24 protein-coding genes and 1 pseudogene are annotated in these 23,559 nt (G+C 63.8%); 4 read left to right on the forward strand and 21 right to left on the reverse strand.

Features of this window, described 5'->3' with window-relative positions:
* Nucleotides 1–2: 2 nt before the first annotated feature.
* The 5 genes from EN845_RS02350 to EN845_RS02375 form a co-directional block, all read right to left on the reverse strand.
* Nucleotides 3–2,144: a sodium-translocating pyrophosphatase gene (locus EN845_RS02350; RefSeq protein WP_127869624.1), complete on the reverse strand. Its 2,142-nt coding sequence runs from the start codon at nt 2,142–2,144 to the stop codon at nt 3–5.
* A gap of 240 nt (nt 2,145–2,384) precedes the next feature.
* Nucleotides 2,385–3,134, reverse strand: coding sequence for an ABC transporter permease (locus EN845_RS02355; RefSeq protein ID WP_127869625.1), 750 nt, complete (start codon nt 3,132–3,134; stop codon nt 2,385–2,387).
* A complete protein-coding gene (locus tag EN845_RS02360) occupies nt 3,131–4,069 on the reverse strand; it encodes an ABC transporter ATP-binding protein (RefSeq protein ID WP_127869626.1) in 939 nt (312 codons plus the stop codon). The genes EN845_RS02355 and EN845_RS02360 overlap by 4 nt, the downstream gene beginning before the upstream one ends.
* Nucleotides 4,066–5,229 (reverse strand): ABC transporter permease, encoded by a 1,164-nt coding sequence (locus EN845_RS02365; RefSeq protein ID WP_127869627.1) that lies wholly within the window; start codon nt 5,227–5,229, stop codon nt 4,066–4,068. Before EN845_RS02365 ends, EN845_RS02360 begins: the two co-directional genes overlap by 4 nt.
* A gap of 205 nt (nt 5,230–5,434) precedes the next feature.
* A complete protein-coding gene (locus EN845_RS02375) occupies nt 5,435–6,346 on the reverse strand; it encodes an ABC transporter substrate-binding protein (RefSeq protein ID WP_127869628.1) in 912 nt (303 codons plus the stop codon).
* A 218-nt stretch (nt 6,347–6,564) separates the two neighbouring features.
* On the opposite strand from EN845_RS02375, the gene EN845_RS02380 reads away from it, so the two are divergent.
* Entirely contained in the window at nt 6,565–7,137 is a 573-nt protein-coding gene (locus tag EN845_RS02380; RefSeq protein ID WP_127279854.1) for an NADPH-dependent FMN reductase, read from the forward strand.
* Nucleotides 7,138–7,151: 14 nt separating this feature from the next.
* On the opposite strand, the gene EN845_RS02385 is transcribed toward EN845_RS02380, so the two are convergent.
* The 5 genes from EN845_RS02385 to EN845_RS02405 all read right to left on the reverse strand — a co-directional run bounded on the left by EN845_RS02385 (nt 7,152) and on the right by EN845_RS02405 (nt 10,422).
* The gene (locus tag EN845_RS02385; protein WP_127869629.1) at nt 7,152–8,363 is read right to left on the reverse strand and encodes an MFS transporter; all 1,212 of its coding nucleotides are present in this window, start codon (nt 8,361–8,363) and stop codon (nt 7,152–7,154) included.
* Entirely contained in the window at nt 8,360–8,860 is a 501-nt protein-coding gene (gene nusB, locus EN845_RS02390; RefSeq protein WP_127281214.1) for a transcription antitermination factor NusB, read from the reverse strand. The genes EN845_RS02385 and nusB overlap by 4 nt, the downstream gene beginning before the upstream one ends.
* Nucleotides 8,857–9,351 (reverse strand): 6,7-dimethyl-8-ribityllumazine synthase, encoded by a 495-nt coding sequence (gene ribH, locus EN845_RS02395; RefSeq protein WP_127869630.1) that lies wholly within the window; start codon nt 9,349–9,351, stop codon nt 8,857–8,859. Before ribH ends, nusB begins: the two co-directional genes overlap by 4 nt.
* 253 nt (nt 9,352–9,604) lie before the next feature.
* Nucleotides 9,605–10,117, reverse strand: coding sequence for a GNAT family N-acetyltransferase (locus EN845_RS02400; RefSeq protein WP_127869631.1), 513 nt, complete (start codon nt 10,115–10,117; stop codon nt 9,605–9,607).
* Between the two features lie 2 nt (nt 10,118–10,119).
* Entirely contained in the window at nt 10,120–10,422 is a 303-nt protein-coding gene (locus EN845_RS02405) for a DUF1778 domain-containing protein (protein ID WP_127281067.1), read from the reverse strand.
* A 66-nt stretch (nt 10,423–10,488) separates the two neighbouring features.
* Here EN845_RS02405 and EN845_RS35280 point away from each other — a divergent pair, with 66 nt between their 5' ends.
* Nucleotides 10,489–10,662, forward strand: coding sequence for a hypothetical protein (locus tag EN845_RS35280; protein WP_167531214.1), 174 nt, complete (start codon nt 10,489–10,491; stop codon nt 10,660–10,662).
* 187 nt (nt 10,663–10,849) lie between these two features.
* Here EN845_RS35280 and EN845_RS02410 read toward each other — a convergent pair whose 3' ends face one another.
* The 11 genes and pseudogenes from EN845_RS02410 to EN845_RS02460 all read right to left on the reverse strand — a co-directional run bounded on the left by EN845_RS02410 (nt 10,850) and on the right by EN845_RS02460 (nt 21,308).
* Entirely contained in the window at nt 10,850–11,467 is a 618-nt protein-coding gene (locus tag EN845_RS02410; RefSeq protein WP_127869632.1) for a riboflavin synthase, read from the reverse strand.
* A gap of 6 nt (nt 11,468–11,473) precedes the next feature.
* Nucleotides 11,474–12,610, reverse strand: a complete 1,137-nt coding sequence (gene ribD / locus EN845_RS02415) for a bifunctional diaminohydroxyphosphoribosylaminopyrimidine deaminase/5-amino-6-(5-phosphoribosylamino)uracil reductase RibD (RefSeq protein WP_127869633.1) — start codon at nt 12,608–12,610, stop codon at nt 11,474–11,476.
* A 2-nt stretch (nt 12,611–12,612) separates the two neighbouring features.
* A complete protein-coding gene (gene nrdR, locus EN845_RS02420; protein ID WP_127281280.1) occupies nt 12,613–13,092 on the reverse strand; it encodes a transcriptional regulator NrdR in 480 nt (159 codons plus the stop codon).
* 97 nt (nt 13,093–13,189) lie between these two features.
* Nucleotides 13,190–13,519, reverse strand: a complete 330-nt coding sequence (locus EN845_RS02425; RefSeq protein WP_127281281.1) for a GlpM family protein — start codon at nt 13,517–13,519, stop codon at nt 13,190–13,192.
* 32 nt (nt 13,520–13,551) lie between these two features.
* Nucleotides 13,552–14,130 carry a hypothetical protein gene (locus EN845_RS02430; RefSeq protein ID WP_127869634.1) on the reverse strand — a complete coding sequence of 193 codons (579 nt, stop codon included), beginning with the start codon at nt 14,128–14,130 and terminating at the stop codon, nt 13,552–13,554.
* 98 nt (nt 14,131–14,228) lie between these two features.
* Nucleotides 14,229–15,542, reverse strand: coding sequence for a serine hydroxymethyltransferase (gene glyA / locus EN845_RS02435; RefSeq protein WP_127279284.1), 1,314 nt, complete (start codon nt 15,540–15,542; stop codon nt 14,229–14,231).
* 179 nt (nt 15,543–15,721) lie between these two features.
* A pseudogene (locus tag EN845_RS02440) lies at nt 15,722–17,361 on the reverse strand (Na+/H+ antiporter).
* 132 nt (nt 17,362–17,493) lie between these two features.
* A complete protein-coding gene (locus tag EN845_RS02445; RefSeq protein ID WP_127869635.1) occupies nt 17,494–18,747 on the reverse strand; it encodes a murein L,D-transpeptidase in 1,254 nt (417 codons plus the stop codon).
* A 347-nt stretch (nt 18,748–19,094) separates the two neighbouring features.
* Entirely contained in the window at nt 19,095–19,610 is a 516-nt protein-coding gene (locus tag EN845_RS02450) for a winged helix DNA-binding protein (RefSeq protein ID WP_013896002.1), read from the reverse strand.
* Nucleotides 19,611–19,848: 238 nt separating this feature from the next.
* Nucleotides 19,849–20,271 (reverse strand): DUF6163 family protein, encoded by a 423-nt coding sequence (locus tag EN845_RS02455; protein WP_127869636.1) that lies wholly within the window; start codon nt 20,269–20,271, stop codon nt 19,849–19,851.
* On the reverse strand, nt 20,268–21,308 hold the full coding sequence (locus EN845_RS02460; RefSeq protein WP_127869637.1) for an enoyl-CoA hydratase/isomerase family protein: 1,041 nt from the start codon (nt 21,306–21,308) through the stop codon (nt 20,268–20,270). Before EN845_RS02460 ends, EN845_RS02455 begins: the two co-directional genes overlap by 4 nt.
* Before the next feature lie 165 nt (nt 21,309–21,473).
* On the opposite strand from EN845_RS02460, the gene EN845_RS02465 reads away from it, so the two are divergent.
* Together EN845_RS02465 and hemB are read left to right on the forward strand one after the other, a co-directional pair.
* Nucleotides 21,474–22,295, forward strand: coding sequence for a DUF2066 domain-containing protein (locus EN845_RS02465; RefSeq protein ID WP_127869638.1), 822 nt, complete (start codon nt 21,474–21,476; stop codon nt 22,293–22,295).
* Nucleotides 22,296–22,408: 113 nt separating this feature from the next.
* A complete protein-coding gene (hemB, locus tag EN845_RS02470; RefSeq protein WP_127280910.1) occupies nt 22,409–23,440 on the forward strand; it encodes a porphobilinogen synthase in 1,032 nt (343 codons plus the stop codon).
* Nucleotides 23,441–23,559 lie beyond the last annotated feature (119 nt).

A 23,559-nucleotide genomic window follows, 5' to 3' on the forward strand; every position in this document is an offset into this window, starting at 1 on the left:
GCTCAGCCGTGCGCGAGCACCGCCAGCAGCAGCAAGGCCACGATGTTGGTGATCTTGATCGCCGGGTTGACCGCCGGGCCGGCGGTGTCCTTGTAGGGATCGCCGACGGTGTCGCCGGTCACCGACGCCTTGTGCGCCTCGGAACCCTTGAGGTGCTTGACGCCGTCCTTGTCGGTGAACCCGTCCTCGAAAGATTTCTTGGCGTTGTCCCAGGCGCCACCGCCCGAGGTCATCGAGATGGCGACGAACAGGCCATTGACGATGACGCCGAGCAAGGAAGCGCCAAGGGCGGCGAAGGCGGACGCCTTCGAGCCCGAGATCAGCAGCACGCCGAAATAGACGACGAGCGGCGCCAGCACGGGCAGCAGCGACGGGATGATCATCTCGCGGATCGCCGCCTTGGTCAGGAGATCGACGGCGCGCGCATAGTTGGGCTTCGAGGTGCCGGCCATGATGCCCGGATCCTCGCGGAACTGCTTGCGCACTTCCTCGACGATGGCACCGGCCGCGCGGCCGACGGCCGTCATGGCGATGCCGCCGAACAGGTAGGGAATGAGGCCGCCGAAGATCAGGCCGGCGACGACATAAGGGTTGGAGAGATCGAAGGAGATTTCGCCCATGCCCTGGAAGTAAGGATACTTGTCGCCATTGGCGGCAAAGAACTTCAGGTCGTTCGAATAGGCGGCGAACAGCACCAATGCGCCGAGGCCGGCCGAACCGATGGCGTAGCCCTTGGTCACCGCCTTGGTGGTGTTGCCGACCGCGTCGAGCGCGTCGGTGGAGTGGCGCACTTCCTTGGGCAGGCCGGCCATTTCGGCAATGCCGCCGGCATTGTCGGTGACCGGGCCGAAGGCGTCGAGCGCCACGATCATGCCGGCGAGGCCGAGCATCGTGGTGACGGCGATCGCCGTGCCGTAGAGGCCGCCGAGCTGGTAGGTGGCGATGATGCCACCAACGATGACGATCGCCGGCAGCGCCGTCGATTCCAGCGAGACCGCGAGGCCCTGGATGACGTTGGTGCCATGGCCGGTCACCGATGCCTGGGCAATCGAGTTGACCGGACGCTTGTTGGTGCCGGTGTAGTATTCGGTGATCACCACGATAAGGCCGGTCACCACGAGGCCGATGAGGCCGCAGATGAACAGGTTCTTGCCGGTGATGACGATGCCGGCGACGGTGCCGACCTCGCCCCAGCCGAGCGTGGCCGAAGTGGCGACGCCGAGGCCAACGACCGACAGCAGGCCGGTCACGATCAGCCCCTTGTAGAGCGCGCCCATGATCGAGCCGTTGGAACCGAGCTTGACGAAGAAGGTGCCGACGATCGAGGTCAGGATGCAGGCGCCGCAGATGGCGAGCGGATAGAGCATCGCCGCACCAAGGATGGCGGTGCCGCCAAAGAAGATGGCGCCCAGCACCATGGTGGCGACAACCGTCACCGCATAGGTCTCGAACAGGTCGGCGGCCATGCCGGCGCAGTCGCCGACATTGTCGCCGACATTGTCGGCGATGGTGGCGGGGTTGCGCGGATCATCCTCGGGAATACCGGCTTCGACCTTGCCGACCAGATCGCCGCCGACATCGGCACCCTTGGTGAAAATGCCGCCGCCGAGGCGGGCGAAGATCGAGATCAGCGAGGCGCCGAAGCCGAGCGAGACCAGCGAGTCGATGACGATGCGGTCGTTTGGCTGGAGGCCGAGGAACTGGGTGAGGATGAGATAGTAGATCGAAACGCCAAGCAGGGCCAGGCCAGCCACCAGCATGCCGGTGATGGCGCCCGACTTGAAGGCAATGTCGAGGCCGGCGGCAAGGCTGTTGGAAGCCGCTTGCGCGGTGCGCACGTTGGCACGCACCGAAACATGCATGCCGATGAAGCCGGCGGCGCCCGACAGAACGGCACCGATCAGGAAGCCGATGGCGGCGGTGATCGACAGCAGCCACCAGGCGAGCACGAGCACGACCACGCCGACGATGGCGATGGTGGTGTACTGGCGTGCCAGATAGGCCTGCGCGCCTTCGCGAATGGCGGCGGAGATTTCCTGCATGCGCGCGTTGCCCTGATCGGCCGCAAGGACCGAACGTGTCGCCCATATGGCGTAAAGGACAGACAGCAAGCCGCAGGCGATGACGGCGGAAATTATGGTCATTGCCGGGTTTTCCTCGATTGTTGGCCCAAAAGAACCCCTCCCTGGGCCGTTGAGACAAAGACGGAATCCCGTGCATGGAATCCCCCTCTTCGCATCGGTGTATGCGAAACAGGGCTGCGAACGTCAAGATATTGTTCGATTTTTGCCCGGCTTTCGCCCAAAAGGTCCAGGCGGGCGAGTGTGGGTCGCGATCGCCCGGCGGTTAGATCGATTGAAATCGATCCCGACCACCGGGCATGGTCAGTCCGCTTCCCTGCCCATGCGCCGCGCCGCGTAGCGCTCGACCGCCGACAGTCCGTCATAGATCAGCACGGCAAGCGCCGCGACGATCAGGCCACCCTGCAGGATGAAGGCCAGATTGTTCGACAGCAAGCCGGCGATGATCACCTCGCCGAGCGTCCTGGCGGCCACCGTGGAGCCGATGGTGGCGGTGGCGAGGCTGATCACCACCGACAGTCTGATGCCGCCAAGGATGATCGGCGCGCTGAGCGGCAGTTCGACCTTGGTGAGCCTTTGCCAGCCGGTCATGCCGGCGCCACGCGCCGCCTCGACGACATTGGCCGGCAGCGTCGTCAGCCCGGTCAGCGCGTTCTCGAAGATCGGCAGCAGGCCATAGAGAAACAGCGCGATCAACGTCGGCTTCTCGCCGAAGCCGACGGCCGGCACGGCGAGCGCCAGCACCGCCACCGGCGGAAAGGTCTGGCCGATATTGACCAAGCTGCGCGACAGCGACAGGAATTCAGCGCCGGCAGGCCGGGTTACCAGGATGGCAAGCGCCACAGCGACGATGGTGGCCGCGACGGTCGCGATCAGCACGGTGCGCAGATGCAGCAGCGTCAGCGTCAGCAGGCTGCCTTGATTGTAGATCGCGGGCGCGTTGTTTTCGGTCAGCGGCTTAAGCAACGGCTCGAACCAGCCCGGGCTGGTGATGAAGGCAACGAGCAACACCACCAGCGCAAGCCTGAGCAGCAGAGGCAGCCAGGCTTTCATGCCGGCCTCGCCGCCCGCTTGACCAGGCCATCCACGGTGACGCGGCCGATCGGCTTGCCGTCGGCGCCCTTCACCGGCAGCGCCGGCCTGCCGGACCAGAGAAGTTCCGCGAGCGCGTCACGCTGGCTGGCGTCGCCGGGGATCGCCTCGCCTTCGGCCCCGCCCTGCTCCACGGCATCGCGCACCCGCCCGAGCGACAGCAGCCTGAATGGCCTTTCGCTGGCGCCGACCAGCGTCTCGACAAAGGCATTGGCCGGCCTCGCCAGGATCTCGGCCGGCCTTGCATATTGCACGAGCTTGCCGGCATCCATCACCGCGATCCTGTCGCCCATATGCACGGCCTCCTCCATGTCATGGGTGACGAGGATGATGGTGGTGCCGAAGCGCTTCTGGATCGCCAGCAGATCCTCCTGCGCCTTGGTGCGGATGATCGGGTCGAGCGCGCCGAACGGCTCGTCCATCAAAAGCACGTTGGGCTCGGCGGCGAGCGCGCGAGCCACACCGACGCGCTGCTGCTGACCGCCGGACAGTTCGTGTGGATAGCGCGGCCCGAACTCCTGGGGGTCGAGCTGGTAGAGCGTCATCAGTTCATCCACGCGGGCCTTGATGCGCGCCTTGTCCCAGCCAAGCAGCACCGGCACGGTGGCGATATTCTGCGCCACCGTGCGATGCGGAAACAGGCCGTGCCCCTGGATGGCGTAGCCGATGCTGCGGCGCAGTTCGTAACCGGGCACCGATCGATTGTCGGCGCCGTCGAGCTTGATGACGCCTGACGTCGGTTCGACCAGCCGGTTGATCATGCGCAGCAGCGTCGTCTTGCCGGAACCCGAGGTGCCGACAATGACGGCGACGGTGCGCGGCTCGATGACCATTGAAACGTTGTCGACGACCGTCGTCGCGTCATAGCGCTTGGTGATGCCTTCGATCTCGATCACGCCGTTTCTACCCTGCGCTTGGTGGCGGTCATTTCGATCACCGCGTCGAGGATGATGGCGGCGGCAAAGGCGAGCGCCACGGTCGGCACCGCGCCGAGCAGCACCAGGTCCATCGCCGTCTGACCGACGCCCTGGAACACGAACACGCCAAAACCGCCGCCGCCGATCAGCGCGGCGATGGTGGCAAGACCGATGTTCTGCACCAGGACAATGCGGATGCCGGTCAGGATCACCGGAAAGGCCAGCGGAAACTCGACACCGAACAGGCGCTGGCGATCGGTCATGCCCATGCCCCGCGCCGCGTCATTGGCGGCACGCGGCACGCCGGCGAGGCCGACCACGGTGTTGGCCACCACCGGCAGCAGCGAATAGAGAAACAGCGCGACGAAGGCGGGGGCGGTGCCGATGCCCCTGATACCGAGCGCGGCCGCGCCCGGCACATGGGTTGCGACCCAGCCGAGCGGCGCGATCAGCAGGCCGAACAGCGCGATCGAGGGGATGGTCTGGATGATGTTGAGAACATTGAGGACGCCAGCCCGCAGGCTTTCGACGCGGTGGCACAGGATGCCGAGCGGCAGGCCGACGATCACCGCGGCAAGCAGCGAGCCGAGCGCCAGGGTCAAATGTTTGGAGCCTTCGGCCCAAAAGCTGTCGGCGCGGTTGGAATATTCCTTGAGGATCGAGAGGCTGTCCCAGCGTCCCGACATCAGCAGCAAGCCGATGGCTAGCGCCGCAACGACAAGCACGCCAACGCGCGCCGAGGGCGGCAGGTTGAGCCGGTTCAGCACGTCGGCGAGCAAAAGCGTGAAGGCGAAGATGAGAATCCAAAAGCCGGAGGCCGGCGAGATCCGGGCAAAGGTATTGCCGGCCGGAGTGAGGAATGTGCCGGCGACGCCGATGAGCAGGGCCAGCGCGACAAGCGCGACCACGCTGGCGGCAAGGCGCAGCGCCAGCGGCGTCCTCAACAATGCGATGAGCGCCGCGACGATCACGATTGCCAGAAGCAGTGGTCCGGTGGTCGCCGGCAGTGCGTCAAGGATCGAACGCGCCTGCCCGGGGACGATGCGATTGGCGCGGAACGTGGCAAAGGGCGCGGCGAAAGCCGCATAAGCGGCGATCGCCGCGATGACGACGCCGAGCTTGTCGAAGCGGAGGGTCATAAGGTGCGTTGGCGCGAGGCGCCCCCCTCTGGCCTGCCGGCCATCTCCCCCTCAAGGGGGGAGATCGAAAGTCGCGAGGGTCTTCGCCAACCGGTGGAATTGCAGAAAGAAGCGGGACGCAGGAGCCGCCAATCTCCCCCATCGAGGGGGAGATGTCCGGCAGGACAGAGGGGGGCGCCTCGCACCAGCGTCACTTTCAAGCTGATTACTTCAAGAACCCGTTCTTCTTCAAAAAGTCCTCGGCGACGCCCTTGACCGGCTCGCCGCCAACCTGCACGCGCCCATTGAGCTCCTGGAGGGTGACGAGATCGAGCTTGGCGAAAACCGGCTTCAGCAGCGTCTCGATCTCCGGATGCTCCTTCAGCACGGATTCGCGGATGATCGGCGCCGGCTGGTAGACCGGCTGCACGCCCTTGTCGTCGGTCAACACGACGAGGCCTGACGGTGCGATGCCGCCATCGGTGCCGTAGACCATGGCGGCATTGGCGCCGCTGGTCTGGTTGGCGGCCGCCGCGATGGTCGCGGCCGTGTCGCCACCCGAGAGGGTGATCAGCTGGTCGGGCTTCAGCGTGAAGCCATAGGTGGTCTGGAAGGCCGGAAGGGCTGCCGCCGAATTGACGAACTCGGCGGAGGCCGCCAGCACCACCTTGCCGCCGCCGGCGACATATTTGCCGAAGTCCGAGAGCGTGACGAGCTTGTTCTCGTCGGTCACTTCCTTGCGCAGGGCGATCGCCCAGGTGTTGTTGGCCGGCGCCGGCGACAGCCAGACGATCTTGTTGGCGTCGTAGTCGAGCTTCTTGGCCGTCTCATAGGCCTTGGCGGCATCCTTCCACGCGGGATCATCGGCCTTCTCGAAGAAGAAAGCGGCATTGCCGGTGTATTCGGGATAGATGTCGATCTCGCCGGCGGTGATCGCCTTGCGAACCACCGGCGTGCCGCCGAGCTGGATGCGATCCGTGGTCTTGATGTTGTTGGCGTTGAGAACGAGCTGGATAATGTTGCCGAGCACGCCACCCTCGGTGTCGATCTTCGAGGAGACGACGACCTGAGCGCTCGCGGAAGCCGCCGTGATGGCGAGCGCGATTGCCGCGCTGGCCAGAACCTTGACTGAAAACATTATGAGAATCCCTTGCTGTGAACCGGAATGCGGTGGCCGCATATGAGCATGGCTTCAACGGCCAGTCGGGGCACACGGTTTCATAAGAAAGGGGATCGACGCAATATTTTTGTTCCGTACGCGCCGATGTCGGCCCGGCGGCAACAGCGGGCTGGCGGTCGGCCGCCATCGGGTGGATAATGCCGCGGGGGTGCGGGGGCAAACACGGAGAGCGTGTCATGGCCATACACAAGGTCGGTTATCTCATCGGCAGCCTCGCCCGGGAGTCCATCAACCGCAAGCTCGCGAAGGCTCTCGTTCAACTTGCCCCTCCCGAGCTCGAAATGACGGAAATCGGCTTCAAGGATCTGCCGCTCTACAGTTACGACTACGACGCCAATTTCCCACCCGCCGCCCAGGCTTTCAAAAAGGCGATCGCCTCGGTCCAGGCCGTGCTGTTCGTCACCCCGGAGTACAACCGCTCGATCCCTGGCGGACTGAAGAACGCAATCGACTGGGCCAGTCGCCCCTACGGCAAGAATTCATTCGCGCGCAAACCGTCCGCCGTCATTGGAACATCGCCGGGTGCCATCGCGACCGCTGTCGCGCAACAAAGCCTGCGCAGCGTTTTGAGTTTCTGCAACTCGCCGCAGATGAACGCGCCCGAAGCCTATATCCAGTTCACGCCTGGGCTGATCACGGATGAGGGCGAGGTGACGGTTGAATCCACCGAGGACTTCCTGCGCAACTATATGGCTGAGTTCCACATGTTCATTGCGCGGGTGCTTCAGGTTTTGCCGCCGGACGCATAGCTGACGGATAGGCGTCAAGCCGGCCGCAAGCTTGTAATCTTCAGCGCGCCGAGTGCCACGAAGCAAAGCACGGCGACCGGAAAGATCATCCAGTTGAGCATCGTCCAGCCCCAGGCGTTGTAGACCATGCCCGACATCAGTGACGCGCAGGCGACTGAGCCGAACAGGACAAAGTCGTGGAAGCCCTGCACCTTGCCCTTTTCGGAAGGGTGGTAGCTGGCCGCCACCATGGCGGTGGCGCCGATGAAGGCGAAATTCCAGCCGAGACCGAGCAGGATCAACGCTGTCCAGAATTGCCACAGCGCCAGGCCCGACAAGGCAACGACGGCACAGCCGATCAGCAACAGCAGGCCGGTGGCGACAACGCGCTCGGCGCCGAAGCGATGGATCAGCGAGCCGGTGAAGAAGCTGGGCCCGAACATCGCCATGACGTGCCAGGAGATGCCCAGCGTCGCATCGTCCTCGGAAAGGCCACACCCAACCATGGCGAGCGGCGCGCCGGTCATGACGAAACTCATCAGCGCGTAGCTGCCGACCGCGCAGAAGAGCGCCGCGACGAAACGCGGCTTTGTGACGATTTCGGAAAGGGGTCTGGCATCGCCGTCGGCAACGTCCACCTTGCTCGCGGTCTTTGCCGGCAAGCGCAGGAACGACAGGATGATGGCGCCGACCGCCGCCAGCGGCAGGATCGAGGCGAAAGAGCCGGCAAACATGACAGGCGCGAACAATTCGCGGGTGAAGATGACGATCTGCGGCCCGAGAATGGCGGTGATGATGCCACCGGCGAGCACGAAGGAGATGGCGCGCGCCTTGAACGCCGGCGGCGCGTTGTCGGCCGCGGCAAAACGGAACTGCTGCACGAAGGCGCCGCCGACGCCGATGACGAGCAGCGCGAACGCGAACAGCCAGAAGCTGCCATGAAACAATGCCAGGGTGGCGACCAGCCCGCCGAGCGCTGTGACGACGGTTCCGGTCATGAAGCCGCCGCGCTGCCCCAGCCAACGGATGATGGCCGCAGCCGGCAAGGCACCGAGCGCCACGCCGAGGTTGAAGCCGGTGATGGGCGCCGTCGCCAGGGATTTGTCGGCTCCCAGCAGATATTGCCCGGCCAATGCGCCCATGGAGATGGCGATGGGGGCCGCCGAGCCGATGATCGCTTGCGAGGCGGCCAGGATCAGCGCGGTCCGCCGCGCCTCTTTGCCCGCCTCGACGGCGATGGCGGTCACGAAGCGTCCTTGCCGCGACCCTCGCCACGCACGCGGCGTGACACACGGTCGAGCACGGCATTGACCAGCTTCGGCTCGTCTTCCTCGTAGAAGGCCTTGGCGATATCGACATATTCGGTGACGATGACCGCGACAGGCACGTCATCGCGCTTCATTAGCTCGTAGACGCCCGCACGCAGAATGGCACGCAGCGTGGAATCGAGGCGCGAAAGCGGCCAGTCGTCGGTCAGCGCCTGGCGGATGATCGGATCAATGGTCTTCTGGTTCTCGACGACGCCGGTCAGGATGGCGCGAAACCACTGCGCGTCGGCCTCGCGGTAGAGCGCACCGTCGACTTCCTTGCCGAGGCGGAACGCCTCGTACTCGGCGGTGATCTCGAACACGCCACTGCCGGCGACATCCATCTGGTAGAGCGCCTGCACGGCGGCCAGACGGGCAGCACCGCGCTTGTTGGCGTGGCGCACCGCGGGCTGTCCTGGCGAAGCGGGTTCGCTCACGATCGCGCTCCCAATTGTTCCTTCAGCGCGATCATGGTCAGCGCCGCACGCGCGGCAAAGCCACCCTTGTCGCCTTCCGAGCGCTTGGCCCGCGTCCACGCCTGCGCATCGTTCTCGGTGGTCAGGATGCCGTTGCCGATGCAGACCGAGTCCTGCACGGACAGGTCCATGAGCGCACGGCTGGATTCATTGGCGACGATATCGAAATGATAGGTATCGCCACGGATAATGGTGCCGAGCGCGACAAAACCGTCATAGCCCGTCCCGCCTTCGGCCATGCCGTCGAGCGCGAAGGTGATCACCGCGGGAATTTCGAGCGAACCGGGAACAGTGACGACGTCATAAGTCGCGCCCGCTTCCTCGAGCGCATTCGTCGCGCCGTCGAGCAGCGCGTCGGCAAGGTCGTCGTGAAAGCGCGCCTCAATGATGAGCAAATGCGCTTTCGCCTTCGGGCGAATGAAGGCTTTGCCGTGTTGGGATATGCCAGCCATAGAAGTCTCCGGGGGTTGCCGGTGACTTAGGCCGAAGCCGGATTGATCGCAAGCGGAAGATTGCTGGGAGGTGGGTCAGGCCTATCGCCTCTTTGGGCAAGGTGTCGAGACCGGGCAGTCCGTACCAAGGCTTTCAGCCCAGGCACGAACGGCTTCGTGATCCACCACACGGCCGGCATTCACATCGGCCAATGCTTCCCGCGTGAGCCGCTCTTGCTCTTTGGAGTTCCCGCTTTCCATCACAGTCACTTCCTCATTTGAACAGCTCTGCGATGTCGGTCATTGGCCGGAAGAACTTCATCGGCTGATCCGGGAATGGCAGAAAACTCTCGCGTTGATAAAAACCGCGTGCATTTTCGTCCTTGGCATCGACCACAATCGCGAACGAAGCAATCTCGCTCCTGACGCAACGGGACAGAGCGTCAGCCAGGAGATATCGGCCGTAGCCCTGCCCCCGATGCCGCCTGTCGACAGCGAGGCGTCCTAGCAACGTGGCCGGAATGAGCGGATAGCGGGGAAGCTTGCGAACGGTTTGGGCAGGCCATTCGCCGATGGCTACGGCGGTTGCGGACAGCGTGTAATACCCGGCCACGGACCCGTCCGGCAAAACAAGAACAAAGGGTGCCGCGACGTTCTTGCGCGCATCCTGCCCGGCCTGCACCCTGAAATACCGATCGAGCGCCTCTATGCCGCTCTCGAAAGATGTCCTGTCGTGCTGCAGATCAAGCACTTCGACCCGAAGAGCCCCCTCGGCCGAACTGCTCACCTTTAGGTACCGGTGGCTTGACGATAGTGGCGCACCGTCTCACGCAGACGATCATTCACGGGTTGCGGATTGATCAAAGCATCCACGAAGGCGCGACTATCGCGGACGGAAAGATCGAGGCGCTGATGCTCCTCGATCGCTCGGCGGGCTGCTTCCTGGATGCTGGTCAGCACAAAATCCGTCACTGTCCGGCCCTGAAGTGCGGCTGCGTGCTCGATAAGATTTTTCTGATCGGCCGTGAGGCGCGCTTCCAAACGCTCGCTACGGACGCGGCTGCGAGGTGTATTCAAAGCGGGTGAAGTCATCTTCGTCTCCTGGCGACAATGTACGGCCAATGGCCGTAAATTTCAAGATTTATCTCACGCGCAGGCGTGGAACATCAGGGCCGCTCGCCGTCCCTGCTGCGCGACCAAGATCATGATGTCGCTAAACATATCTACGATGGAACCGTGGTCGCGCCCGGCGTGCCGAAGATCGCTTACCAGTTCCCGGACGGAACCTATGTCGATAGCGCCATGGATGCGCGACATGACCCAACCCAGTGATGGAAATGTTTCGCACGTCTGGATCGTCGTGCCGTGCGTATTTCAGGCAGACATCTTGCGCGAAATACAAGTCGTCGTGCCGCGATATGCTGAGGAAAGCCCGGATCCGCTGATGCACATCACCATACAGCAGGTCCTTGTAAGTCTTCGAACTGACGAGATCCCAAGCTCGTCGTAGATTTGCCGCTCAAAGCCCCTCTTTCGCGGCCTCCGCCAGGCGCGCCGCGTACCGCGCCATGGTGTCGATCTCGAGATTGACGCGGTCGCCGGCCTTGCGCTCGCCCCAGGTGGTGACGGTCAGCGAGTGGTGGATCAACAGCACGTCGAAACGGGTTCCCTCGACCCTGTTGACGGTGAGCGAGGTGCCGTCGAGCGCAACGGAGCCTTTCGGCGCGATGAATTTCGCCAGATCGCGCGGCGCTTCCAGCGTGAAGCGCACCGCGTCGCCCTCATCCTTGCGCTCGACGATCTCGGCGGTACCGTCGACATGGCCGGAAACGATGTGGCCGCCGAGCTCGTCGCCGATCTTCAGCGCCCGCTCCAGATTGATCCTGGTGCCCGATTTCCAACCCGCCGCCGTCGTCAGCCTGAGCGCCTCCTCCCAGGCCTCGACCTCGAACCAGCGCGCGTTCGACCCGCTGTCGGGCAAGGCAGTGACCGTCAGGCAGACGCCACCGCAGGAAATCGAGGCGCCAATGGCGATGGTCTTGGGATCATAGGCGGAGTCGATGCGCAGTCCCACCCCTTCCCGCAGCGGCTTGACGGCGGCCACGGTGCCGATATCGGTGACAATCCCGGTAAACATCGATCTCTATCCCTGAAAATCCCTGATCCATTCGGCGTAGCCGTCTTCGCCGAACCGCATCTCGCGCAGCTTGCGAAAACCTGCCGGGATATGGTCGGCGTCGATGGGCGACGCAATGCCGTCACCGCCGATCGCTTCCGGTCCCTGGAACAGCACGATGCGGTCGACCAGCCCGTCGGCCAGGAAAGCGCTCGCCACCTTGGCGCCGCCCTCGACCAGCACGCTTGCCATGCCGAGCGCCGCCAGATCCTCGAGCAGTTCCGGCAATGCCACGCCGCCGTCGTGCGTCTCCGTGCCGATGAAGCGCACGCCGGCGCGCTCGAGCGCCGCCCGGCGCTGCGGATCGGCCTCCAGGCAAGCCGCAACGTAAAGCGGTACGCGATCGACGCCCGACACCAGCTTCGAGCCCTCCGGCAGCCTGATCTGGCGGTCGAGGACGATGCGCGCCGGTGAACGGTTCTCCAGCCCGGGCAAACGCACTGTCAGCGCCGGATCATCTTCCAGCGCCGTGCCGATGCCGACCAGAATGGCGTCCGCCTCGGCGCGCATCAGGTAGACTTCGCGGCGCGCCATGTCGCCTGTTATCGCGACTTGGCCGGCGCCTTCCCTGCCGATCTTGCCGTCGCTGGAAAGCGCAATCTTCAGAATCACTTCCGGGCGTTTTTTCAGAGAGCGAATCAAATAGCCCGCCATTTGTTCGGCCGCTTCGCCGGCCAGGACCTTTTCAACCACTTCGACGCCGGCGGCGCGCAGAATGGCATAGCCTTGGCCGGAGACCCGCGGATCGGGATCGCTCGCAGCTCCCACGACGCGCGCAACGCCGGCGTTGACCAGCGCATTGGCGCAAGGCGGCGTGCGGCCGTGATGGGCGCAAGGCTCCAGCGTGACATAGGCGGTGGCGCCGCGCGCGAGTTCGCCGGCCTCCGCCAGCGCCTCGGTCTCGGCGTGCGGCCGGCCACCAATCGCGGTCACGCCGGTACCGACGATCATCGGGCCTGAGCCGTCGTCACGCACGATGATCGTGCCGACGGATGGATTGGTCGAGGTGCGGCCGGCGTGCTTGCGCGACAGCCGCAAGGCCGCGGCCATGAAACGGCGGTCAAGGGCCGCTTGTTCGGCCTCGCTGCGTTGCGGTGCTGCCATGCTCAGCCGGCGTCCTCTTCGCTCTTGTCCTCGTCCCCCTTCAACTCGCCGAGCAGTTCGTGGAAATCCTTGGCCTCACGGAAATTGCGGTAGACCGAGGCGAAGCGCACATAGGCGACATCGTCGAGCGACTTCAGTGCATCCATGACCAGCCGGCCGACCTCACCCGAGGCCACTTCCGTCTCGCCCGAGCTTTCGAGCTGGCGCACGATGCCGGTCACGGCGCGATCGATGCGTTCGGGGTCGACGTTGCGCTTGCGCACCGCGATCTCGACGGAGCGCAACAGCTTGTCGCGGTCGAACGGCACTTTTCGCCCCGATTTCTTGACCACCACGAGATCGCGCAACTGCACGCGCTCGAACGTGGTGAAACGGCCGCCGCAATCGGGGCAGACACGCCGCCGGCGGATCGCCGCGCCGTCCTCGGCGGGACGCGAATCCTTCACCTGCGTATCTTCGGACTGGCAATAGGGACAGCGCATGGAGAGCCTTGGGTTCGCGAATCTGGTGAGGTGAAAGGCTTAGAGCCTTTCCGGTGCGGATTGAAGCAGTTCTGTTTCTTCGATCGCCTGCCGCGCCTCAGAGATAGCGAGGCGCGAGGAAGATTGCCAGCGCGGCAAGCAGCCAGACGGCAATGCCGCCGGCAACAGCCAGGCGATAGTCGACCTTGTCGATGAACAGCCAGCAGGCGCCGAGGAAGGCGAGATAGGCCGGAATCGTCTTCATTCCGGCAAGGCAGGCATCGCGGAACCCGCCCGGATCACCCTTGGCGCCGACGGCGAGCAACGCGATGACGGCAAAGGTCGGCGCCAGCGGCAGGATGCCGGGCAGGACATTGCCCCGCTTGGACGCCCAGACGATCAGGGCCGTCACCAGTCCGCCGACCACGCCTTTCCAGACGATATCCATGAGCAGCGCCTATGCCGATCCGGTCGTCCGCCTCACGGCGCCACATCCTTGGTTGGGAAGCCGCAGGACGTTCCGAGATTGCGGTAGGCCTTGGTGAAGCCGTCCATCGGAATGCTGGCGACAGCCTGCTTGCCGAAGGTCACGTCGAGCGAGGTGGCCTGGCGCATGGCACGCAGCAGCGCGAGACTGGTCTTAGCCTGATTGTCGACCGTCCAGCTGGGGCGGCCGATGACGCCATCGTTGGAGTAGACCGTGGCCGAAACCTTGACACCGGGATCGCCGAAAGTCGCCGCGATCTTCTTGCCGGTTGGCAGGGTCTTGTTGTCGATGGTGATCAAGATCGCCGGATAAGCATCGGGCGGCAGCGCATCGCCGGTCGAGATCGACAGTGTCAGCGTGGCCGAATTGCCGCTCGCATCGAAGAATGCCGTGGAGGCCGCGCAGGTCTTGTGCGCGTCCTGGCCGGTGTCGAGCGTATCGACCATAGTCGTCCAACGGCCGAAAGTGCTGGTGGCGGGCATGTCCGGAGCGGGCTGCGTCTGCGCCAAGGCAGGCCCGCAAGCAGCCAGCCAGCCGAAGGCGCCGAGTGAGGCAAGACAAAAATCGCGCATCATCAATCTCCAGTTCCATGCGCCACCCGATCAGGGGTGACGCACCGCCGGTGGATAAAAGATGACGCTTCGCGCCCGGTCAACCGAGATAAGGATGGTCAACCGAGATAGGGATAGAGCGGGAACCGATCGGTCAATGCCACGACCTTGGCCTTGACCGCCGCTTCGACCGCCGCATTGCCTTCGTCGGAATTGGCGACCTTGAGCCCATCCAGCACCTCGGCGATCAGCTTGCCGATCTCACGGAATTCGGCCTGGCCGAAGCCGCGCGTGGTGCCGGCCGGCGTACCCAGCCGCACGCCCGAAGTGACGAAGGGCTTTTCCGGGTCGAAGGGGATGCCGTTCTTGTTGCAGGTGATGTTAGCGCGGCCAAGGGCCGCCTCGGCGCGCTTGCCGGTGGCGTTCTTGGGCCTGAGGTCAACCAGCATCAGGTGGTTGTCGGTGCCGCCGGAGACGATGTCGAGACCCGTTTCCTTGAGGCTGGAAGCCAGCGCCTTGGCGTTGGCGGCGACGCTTTCGGCATAGACCTTGAAGCTCGGCTTCAACGCTTCGCCGAAGGCCACTGCCTTGGCGGCGATGACATGCATCAGCGGGCCGCCCTGCAGCCCGGGGAACACCGCCGAGTTCATCTTCTTGGCGATATCCTCGTCATTGCACAGGATCATGCCGCCACGCGGACCACGCAACGATTTGTGCGTGGTGGTCGTCACCACATGGGCGTGCGGCAAGGGCGAGGGATGCACGCCGCCAGCGACGAGGCCCGCTATGTGCGCCATGTCGACCATGAGATAGGCGCCGACGGCGTCCGCGATCTCGCGAAAACGCTTCCAATCCCAGACACGCGAATAGGCGGTGCCGCCGGCCAGGATCAGCTTCGGCTTGGTCTCGTGCGCGGTCTTTTCGATCGCGTCCATGTCGAGCAGGTGGTCGTCCTTGCGCACGCCATAGGAGACGACCTTGAACCACTTGCCGCTCATGTTGACCGGCGAGCCGTGAGTGAGATGGCCACCGGAATTGAGGTCGAGGCCCATGAAGGTGTCGCCGGGCTGCAGCAGCGCCAGGAACACCGCCTGGTTCATCTGGCTGCCGGAATTCGGCTGGACGTTGGCGAAATTGCAGCCAAACAGCTTTTTGGCGCGCTCAATGGCCAGTTCCTCAGCCACGTCGACGAACTGGCAGCCGCCATAGTAGCGCTTGCCAGGATAGCCCTCGGCATATTTGTTGGTCATGATCGAGCCCTGCGCCTCGAGCACGGCGCGCGAGACGATGTTTTCCGAGGCGATCAGTTCGATCTCGTGGCGCTGGCGACCGAGTTCGTTGCGGATGGCGCCGAAGATCTCCGGATCGGCATCTTCCAAAGTGGTTTCGAAGAAGGATTCGAATCTGTTCGACGCCGCCGCTGCTGTTGCCATGGCCTGAGTTCCCCTGGGGTTGGAAGGGTAAATTCGTGCATGCCGTCGTCCCAAACCACTGGACGGTTCCGGGCGACATGCATTGCGTTCGCCGGGCCATTAACACAGTTGTTTTAGCCTCGCCACGTTTGCGGCGCGAAATTTGCTGGCCGGTTTGCGGCAAACGATCGGGCGGACCGCTATTTCCTGTCCCGCCGCTGCTTCAGCAAGGCCTCGGTCAAGGTGATTTCGGAAAATAGCGCGCGCATCGTGTGATCATTGATCTCTTGGCTCCGGAACATGTCGCGCAGCGCGGAGCGTTCGGCTTCGATGCCCGCCGCCCTGAGTTCCAGCTCCAGCCTGCCGGCCTCGCGGGCCTCGGCGCGGGCCTCGGCGGCCTCGTCGGAAGCCGCGATGCGTCTACGGTAACCTGCCACGATGCTGTCGGCGACGGCGAGCCGGGCCTCGACCGCCTCGCCCTCGCCTTGCTCGTTGGCGATGCTCTCGATCCTGGCGATCGCCGCATTGGCGGCGCCGACGCGCGCGCGGCGCTCCTCCGCGGCGGCCGGATCCTCGCCCGGCTCGACCAGCCCCCGCGCGATCCTGGGCAAGGCAAAGCTGGCAATGACGAGCGAGCAGATGATGACGCCGGCGGCGAGGAAGATCACCACATCGCGTGCCGGAAAGGGCGAGCCGTCCTGCAAAGCCAGCGGCAATGACAGGATGCCAGCCAATGTGATGGCGCCGCGCACGCCGGCGACCGAGCCGGCGAGCTGGACGCGAAATCCGAACGGCGCCGCCTCGCGCTTGCCAAAGCGCGCCGCGATCGCCTGGGCAATGTCGCCGACCCAGATCCACAGGAAGCGCAGCCCGATCAGGCAGAGCGTCAGGATCAGCACCGTCGCCACCGGCTCGATCAGCCAATGCCGGCTGGACAATTCCGGTGGGACCTTGCGGATGATGTCGGGAAGCTGCAGGCCGAGCAGAATGAACAGAGCGCCATTGAAGACGAAAGTGAGCGTCGCCCACAGCGACAGGGTCTGCATGCGCGCCGACACGCCGAGATGGCGATACATGCCGGAGACCCCGGTCAGCAGGCCGGCGGTCACCGCCGCCAGGATGCCCGAGGCGCCGACATGTTCGGCGCCGAGATAGGCGACGAAAGGCAGCAGGATCATGACGAGAACCTGCGCCTCGGCCGGCACGCCGCCGATGCGGTTGAGCAGTTGTAGCGCCTTGGCGGCGATGAACAGGGCCGCGACACCGGCCAGGATGCCGGCGGCGACGGCATAGAGGAAGCTGAGCGAGGCTCCCGCGAAGGAGAAGCTGCCGGTCAATGCCGCCGCCACCGCAAAGCGGAACATGACCAGGCCCGACGCATCGTTGAGCAGCGACTCGCCCTCCAATATGTGCATCAGCCGGGACGGAACCACATTCCTGTCGACGATCGAGGACACCGCCACGGCGTCGGTCGGCGACAGCACGGCGGCCAGCGCGAAAGCGACGACGAGCGGAAGCTCGGCACCAGCCAGTGCAAGGCATAGCCGAAGCCGACAATGGTGAAGAAGACGAGCCCGATGGCGAGGTCGAGGATGGGTCCGCGCAAACCGATGAGCTCACGTTTGGGCGCGGCGAAGGCGTCACCGAACAGGAGCGGCGGGATGAACACCAGTAGGAACAGTTCGGGATCGATCTCGACATGCAGGCCTTTGGCCGGCCAGGCAAGGGCCGCGCCGATGGTGATCTGCAGCACCGGCAGCGGCACCCGAACCAGCCGGACGAGCGCGCCGGACAGCGCCACGAAGACGAGCACGACGAGAATGAAGCTGGCGACGTCCATGGCACGATTCCGGCTGTTGCCGACCATGGCCAATTGCCGAAACTTCGTCCAGCCGGTCGAAGGCAGGATCTGACGGCGTCCGCAACAAAAAAGCCGCTCTCAGAGCGGCTTTTTTTCAAAGATATCAGCTTGTTATAGTGAAGACGTGATCTGCAGCTCGCTGGCGCCGTCGAGTGCGTAGACGTCGTCGCGGAACTGGACGACGCCAGGTCCCGTCGACCATGCCGAGAGATAGAGGAAATGCACCGGCACCGGATTGGTGACCTGGATCGGTGTGTTCTGGCCGGTCTTGATGGCCGCCTCGAAATGCTGGCGATCCCAGCCGGGCGTGTCGCGCAGAATCCAGGTGACGAGATCGCGCACGTTCTGGACGCGCACGCAGCCCGAGGAATCGAAACGCATCATCTTGCCGAACAGGCTCTGCTGCGGCGTGTCGTGCATGTAGACGCCGTCCGGGCTCGGGAAATTGATCTTGACCGACGCCATGGCGTTTTCCGAACCGGGATCCTGGCGGAAACGGTACTTTTCAGCATCGTCCGTCGACCAGTCGACATTCATCGGATCGACTTCGCTGCCATCGGGCGCGAACAGGCGGATGTGACTGTTCTTGAGATAATCGGGATTCTTCCGCATCAGCGGAATGATGTCCTTGCGCACGATCGAGACCGGTGCGTTCCAGTACGGATTGACGATGATCTCGTTGATCTTGGAATTGACGATCGGCGTCTGGCGATCGATCTTGCCGACGATCGCGGTGTGGCGAAGCACGACGCGGTCGTTCTCGACCGCCTCAATCTGCGCGGCCGGAATGTCGACCAGCACGTAGCGGCTGCCCAGCGTACCGGCCTTCTCCTTCAGGCGCTGCAGATTGGTCTGCAGCTGGCCAAGCCGGATCTGCGCCGACACGTTCATCGCGGCGTAGGTGTATTTGCCCATCGAGCCGTCAGCCGGCAGCCCATGGCGCAACTGGAAGCGCTTGACCGCCGAATCGACATAGGAATCGAAGGCCGTCGAAATGCCGGCACTCTGCGACAGGTCGCCAGCAACCATCAGGCGCTTGCGCAGCGGCACCACGTCCGGATCGTCGACGCCGAGCTGAAGCTTCTTGGTGGCGGGAACGTCTGTCCAGCCGCCCTGCGAGACGATGTTCTGGTACTGCGCGACCGCCTGCTCGGTGAAGGCGACGGTCTGCGGGCTGAAGATCGGCAGCGTCGAGGCCACCTTGCCGCCTTCGCTGGCGCGGGCATCGAACTGATCATCCCAGTTGCCGCGGGCCGAGGATTTCAGGATATCCCCGATCACATCCTGCGCATTCGCACGGCCGGCCACCATGGCGGCTGCGAGCACGGAGGCTCCGGAAAGGAAAAAACGGCGGCTGGTTCTCATGGACGTTCCAGACATTCTTGTAGCGTTCGATCACTTGCTGCGTCGATCATCGCGCGATCTCGCCCGCACTCTAAAATCGGCAATCTTAACAATTAGCCAACCATGGTCCGTATCACATTGGCGACAAAGGCAGAGGCGCGACACGGTTGCGGGTGGACGCATGGTCTTCACCACAGCATCACTGCCACTCTCGGTTCCATTGGAATATGGCGGCAACGTGGCCTTGGCCCGCAATTTGCTTCGGCCGGACGAAAGAAAGAAAAGACCGGTGCTTTTCGGCACCGGCCCTGACTGGAGGTCGCTATTTCGGCCACGCTTCTGCGGCGCGCTCCGTTTCCTGGATGGTTTTACATCCGATAGGCAATCGTGTCGTTCCAGAAGCGGTCGAGGCGCTGCAGGGCGCGGTTCATCTGCTTGAACTCGTCGGTGTTGATGCCGCCGACCTGCTCGATCGAGCCGACATGACGCTCATAGAGACCGGCGACTACATCAGCCACTTCATTGCCCTTCGGCGTCAGCGAGACGCGGACCGAACGGCGGTCGATGCGCGAGCGCTGGTGGTTGATGAAGCCGAGATCGACCAGCTTCTTCAGGTTGTAGGAGACGTTCGAGCCGAGATAGTAGCCACGCGAACGCAGCTCGCCGGCGGTCAGCTCGGAATTGCCGATGTTGAAGAGCAGCAGCGCCTGGATGGCGTTGATGTCGGAACGGCCGTTGCGGTCGAATTCGTCCTTGATCACATCAAGCAGACGGCGGTGCAGACGCTCGACCAGCTGCAGCGATTCCATGTACAGGGAACGGATAGCCTCACGGCGATCGTCGGAAACGTTGGCGGTCTTCGCCGCCGGACGCGAATTGATCATTGTCTTTGCCTCTCGTTTGTCGCCCTGGTGATTTTTTGTTTTTCACCTTGATCGCGACACTATCGAATACTCATAAAATTCGACTTAAACGCTAGGGCTAACAAGAGCTTACCGGTAAGAGGTTTCGGAAGAGGCTTAACGAACGGTCACCCGAGCAAGGATGATTAACCTAAAGATTTAGGCAATGATCGCGGGGCTGGATTCAGGCGATCGCCAAGTCGTCAACGCGCGCAAGGGCTTAGTGCCGTGCCGGCCGCTTTTGCAGGTAGATGACGACGCGAAAGACGATGTAGAGCAGCGCCACGCAGGCATGCGAGACGAGGATCAGGAGACGATGACCGAAAAGCTCGGGAAAGCCGGCATACATGACCGTCTCGGTGACCGCGCATATGAACCAGATCACCGGCCCCCAGGACGCCAGCATCCACAAGCCGGCCGCGGCAAAGGGAAAGAATACGGCGAGCAACACCGCCGCCACCTGCCAATGCACCGGCATAAGGTCGAAGCGCCACAGCGAGCCCGGGTAGAATCCGATCAGCTTGATCCAGTACAGGACGCCGAACATCAGACAGTAGCCCGCGATGACGCGCTGGAACCAGGCGAAGATCACCTCGACCGTCGAGGGCTGCAGGACGACGCGTCTCGATGTCACCTCGCTCACAGCCCAAGCTCCCAATCACCGAGCGGAGCGAAATAGGCTTCGACGTCCGCCTCGGCGACCGCATCGATCTTTGCCGGCCGCCATTGCGGCTTCGAGCCCTTGTCGATGATGGCGGCACGGATGCCTTCGTAGAAATCGTGGCCGGCCAGCATGCGGTTCAGGATGCGGAACTCCATCCTCATGCAGTCGTCCATCGACAGTGTCTGCCCGGCGCTGATCTGCCGCCAGGCGACGCGAAGGCTGGTCGGCGAGCGCATGCGGATCGTCGCCAGAGTTTTGGCTGCGAACTCGTCCCTGCCGGCGCGATCCAGGCTGTCGATGAGATCCGGCAGCGACGGCTGGGCGAAATGACGGGCGATCGCCTCCAGGATCGGCCTGTCCGTCTCCCGCTTGGCTGGGACAAAGAAACCGCGCAGCACCGATTCCGGATCGCCCGTCAGCGCCAGCCGGTCGAGGAAGCTTGCCTGGTCTTCGGTCTTGATGGTGTGGGTGGCCAGCCCCGACCACAGGGCATCGCCATAGCGGATGCGGTTGCCTGTCAGCGCCAGGTACATGCCGAAGGAACCGCCGAGATCGGGCAGCAGATGACTGGCGCCGACATCGGGGAAAAAGCCGATGCCGACCTCAGGCATCGCGAACTGCGCATTTTCGGTCATCACCCGATGCGAGCCGTGAAAGGAAATGCCGACTCCGCCGCCCATGACGATGCCGTCGATGAGGGCGACATAGGGTTTCTTGAAACGCGCGATATAGGCGTTGAGCCGATACTCGTCGGCGAAGAACTCGACCGGCGGCTTTCCGGCGCGGCCGGCTTCGTAGATGTGCAGGATGTCGCCCCCAGCCGAAAACGCCCTGCCCTCGGCCTTGACGGCGACGACGTCCACGCCGTCGTCGCGCTCCCAGGAACGCAGGGCCTTGTCCAGCGCCTTGACCATGCGATGGGTGACGGCATTGAGTGCCTGCGGCCGCGTCAGCGTGACGACGCCGGCCCTGCCCATCCTTTCGAAGCGAATTTCGTCGCCTCCACCAAAATCCATCGCCAGAGAATCCTTGTCCCCGCGCCTGCGGGACTGAAGTGCTAAAGGCGGCGCATGGGTGCGTCAATGGCAGCAGCCTGTCGGCCGCGGTCTTGGCGGCACGCGGTGGCCGATGTTAGACGTTGGCAGCCATTACGACAGGCTAAGAGCCGGATAGTGAGCCATATGCCGCAGTTTTTGCGCCTTGTCCTTGTACTGAGTTGCCTGTCTGCGTCGTGGGCAACCAATGTCCCCGCCAAGGCAACCGACCTCGGCGATCTTTACCAATCGCAGACCATCGTCACCGGCCAGGGTGAAGAAAACCGTCAGCTCGGCTTCAGGACTTGCCTCGACAAGGTCCTCGTCCGTGTTTCGGGCGATCAGCGGCTGCTTGCCAGATGCGAAATGGACGCGCTGCGCGACAAGGCCGGCAGCTTTGTCGACTCGTTCCGGTACCGCGACCGGCTGGAAGGCATTCCGATCCATGACGAGCAAGGCACGCATGACCGGCCGCATGACCTCACCTGCCTCTACAAGCCTGATGTGATCGACAAGGTGCTGGCGTCGCTCGGCGGCAAACCCTGGCTTGGCGAGCGGCCGACGCTCACCGTCTTTCTCACGACCGAACAGGGCGCTCGGCATTTCGCACTGACGGCCGAGGAAAAGCGTGGCGAGACGATGCGCGAATCCTTCGTCAATGCCACCGGTCCAACACTGATGCATGTCGTCTTTCCGAAGGCCGCGCAGCTTGGGGACCTGAGCGAAGAAGCGTTGCGCGCGGCCGACATGGCAAGGCTCGATCGGCTGGCCAAACAGGCCGGTGGCGCCAGAGCGCTCGCCGGCAGCATCGTATGGAGCGACAAGGAATTCGGCTGGATCGCCGATTGGCGGCTGGCCGATCACGGCAAGACCTATCGTTGGCAGGTGCGTGGGGTCAGCTTCGACGAGGCGTTCCGTGTCGCCATCGGAGGCGCGGCGCAGATCCTTTCGGGTAATGGGCAGCCCTGACCCAATAGGCGTGGTGGGACAGCGCTGTGGCAGCTTTGACCCCTGGCACAAACGTGTCGCATTGGTCAGCACCAGGGGCTCGTGGTAAAAGCCGTAGATCCGGAGTTTTGGCCATGAACAAATTCACCCCAGCAAAACCTGCCGGCGCGCGCAGCGTCGACGACGTCACCGGCAGCCGCCGCCTGCGCCGCATGCGCAAGGCCGACTGGTCGCGCAGGCTCGTGCAGGAGAACCGGCTTTCGGTCGACGACCTGATCTGGCCGATCTTCGTCGTCGAGGGCAGAAATGTCCGCGAACCGATCGCCGCCATGCCCGGCGTTTTCCGCCTTTCGGTCGACCTTGCCGTCAAGGAAGCCGAACGCGCTGCCAAGCTCGGCATTCCGGCACTAGCCACTTTCCCCAATGTCGATCTCGGCCTGCGCGACCAGACAGGCTCGCACATCCTCGACCCGGAAAACATCATCAACCGCGCCACCCGCGCGATAAAGGACGCGGTGCCCGAGATCGGCATCATCACCGATGCCGCGCTCGACCCGTTCACCAGCCATGGCCATGACGGCATCCTGCGCGACGGCATCATCGTCAATGACGAAACCGTGGAACAGGTCGCGGCGGCTGCCGTCATCCAGGCGGCGGCCGGTGCCGACATCATCGCGCCTTCGGACATGATGGACGGCCGTATCGGCGCCATCCGCGACGCGCTCGACGCCAACGGTTTTCAGGACGTGGCGATCATGTCCTACGCCACCAAATTCGCCTCGGCCTTCTACGGCCCCTATCGCGAGGCGGTCGGCACCGCCGGGCTGCTCAAGGGCGACAAGAAGACCTACTATATCGACCACGCGAATTCGGACGAGGCGGTGCGCGAGGCGGAACAGGACATCGCCGAGGGCGCCGACATGCTGATGGTCAAGCCCGGCCTGCCCTATCTCGACATCATCCGCCGGCTGAAGGACGAATTCCAGATGCCGACCTTCGCCTACCAGGTGTCGGGCGAATATTCGATGATCAAGGCGGCGGGTGCAAATGGCTGGATCGATGGCGAGAAGGCGATGCTGGAATCGCTGCTCGCCTTCAAGCGTGCCGGCTGCGATGGCATCCTGACCTATTTCGCGCCCGAAGTGGCTGTGATGCTGAAGGGCTAGCCCCGACTTCCCGGGCAATGCCTTTCAGTAGGTGTCACCACTCTTTCGATCGGTCGGCGGTTCCTTCGAATTCCCGCTGACAAAAACCGGCAGCTGCAGCTATGATAGTCGCACGGCCG

This window comes from Mesorhizobium sp. M8A.F.Ca.ET.202.01.1.1 (assembly GCF_004791595.1).
Classification (GTDB): Bacteria; Pseudomonadota; Alphaproteobacteria; order Rhizobiales; family Rhizobiaceae; genus Mesorhizobium.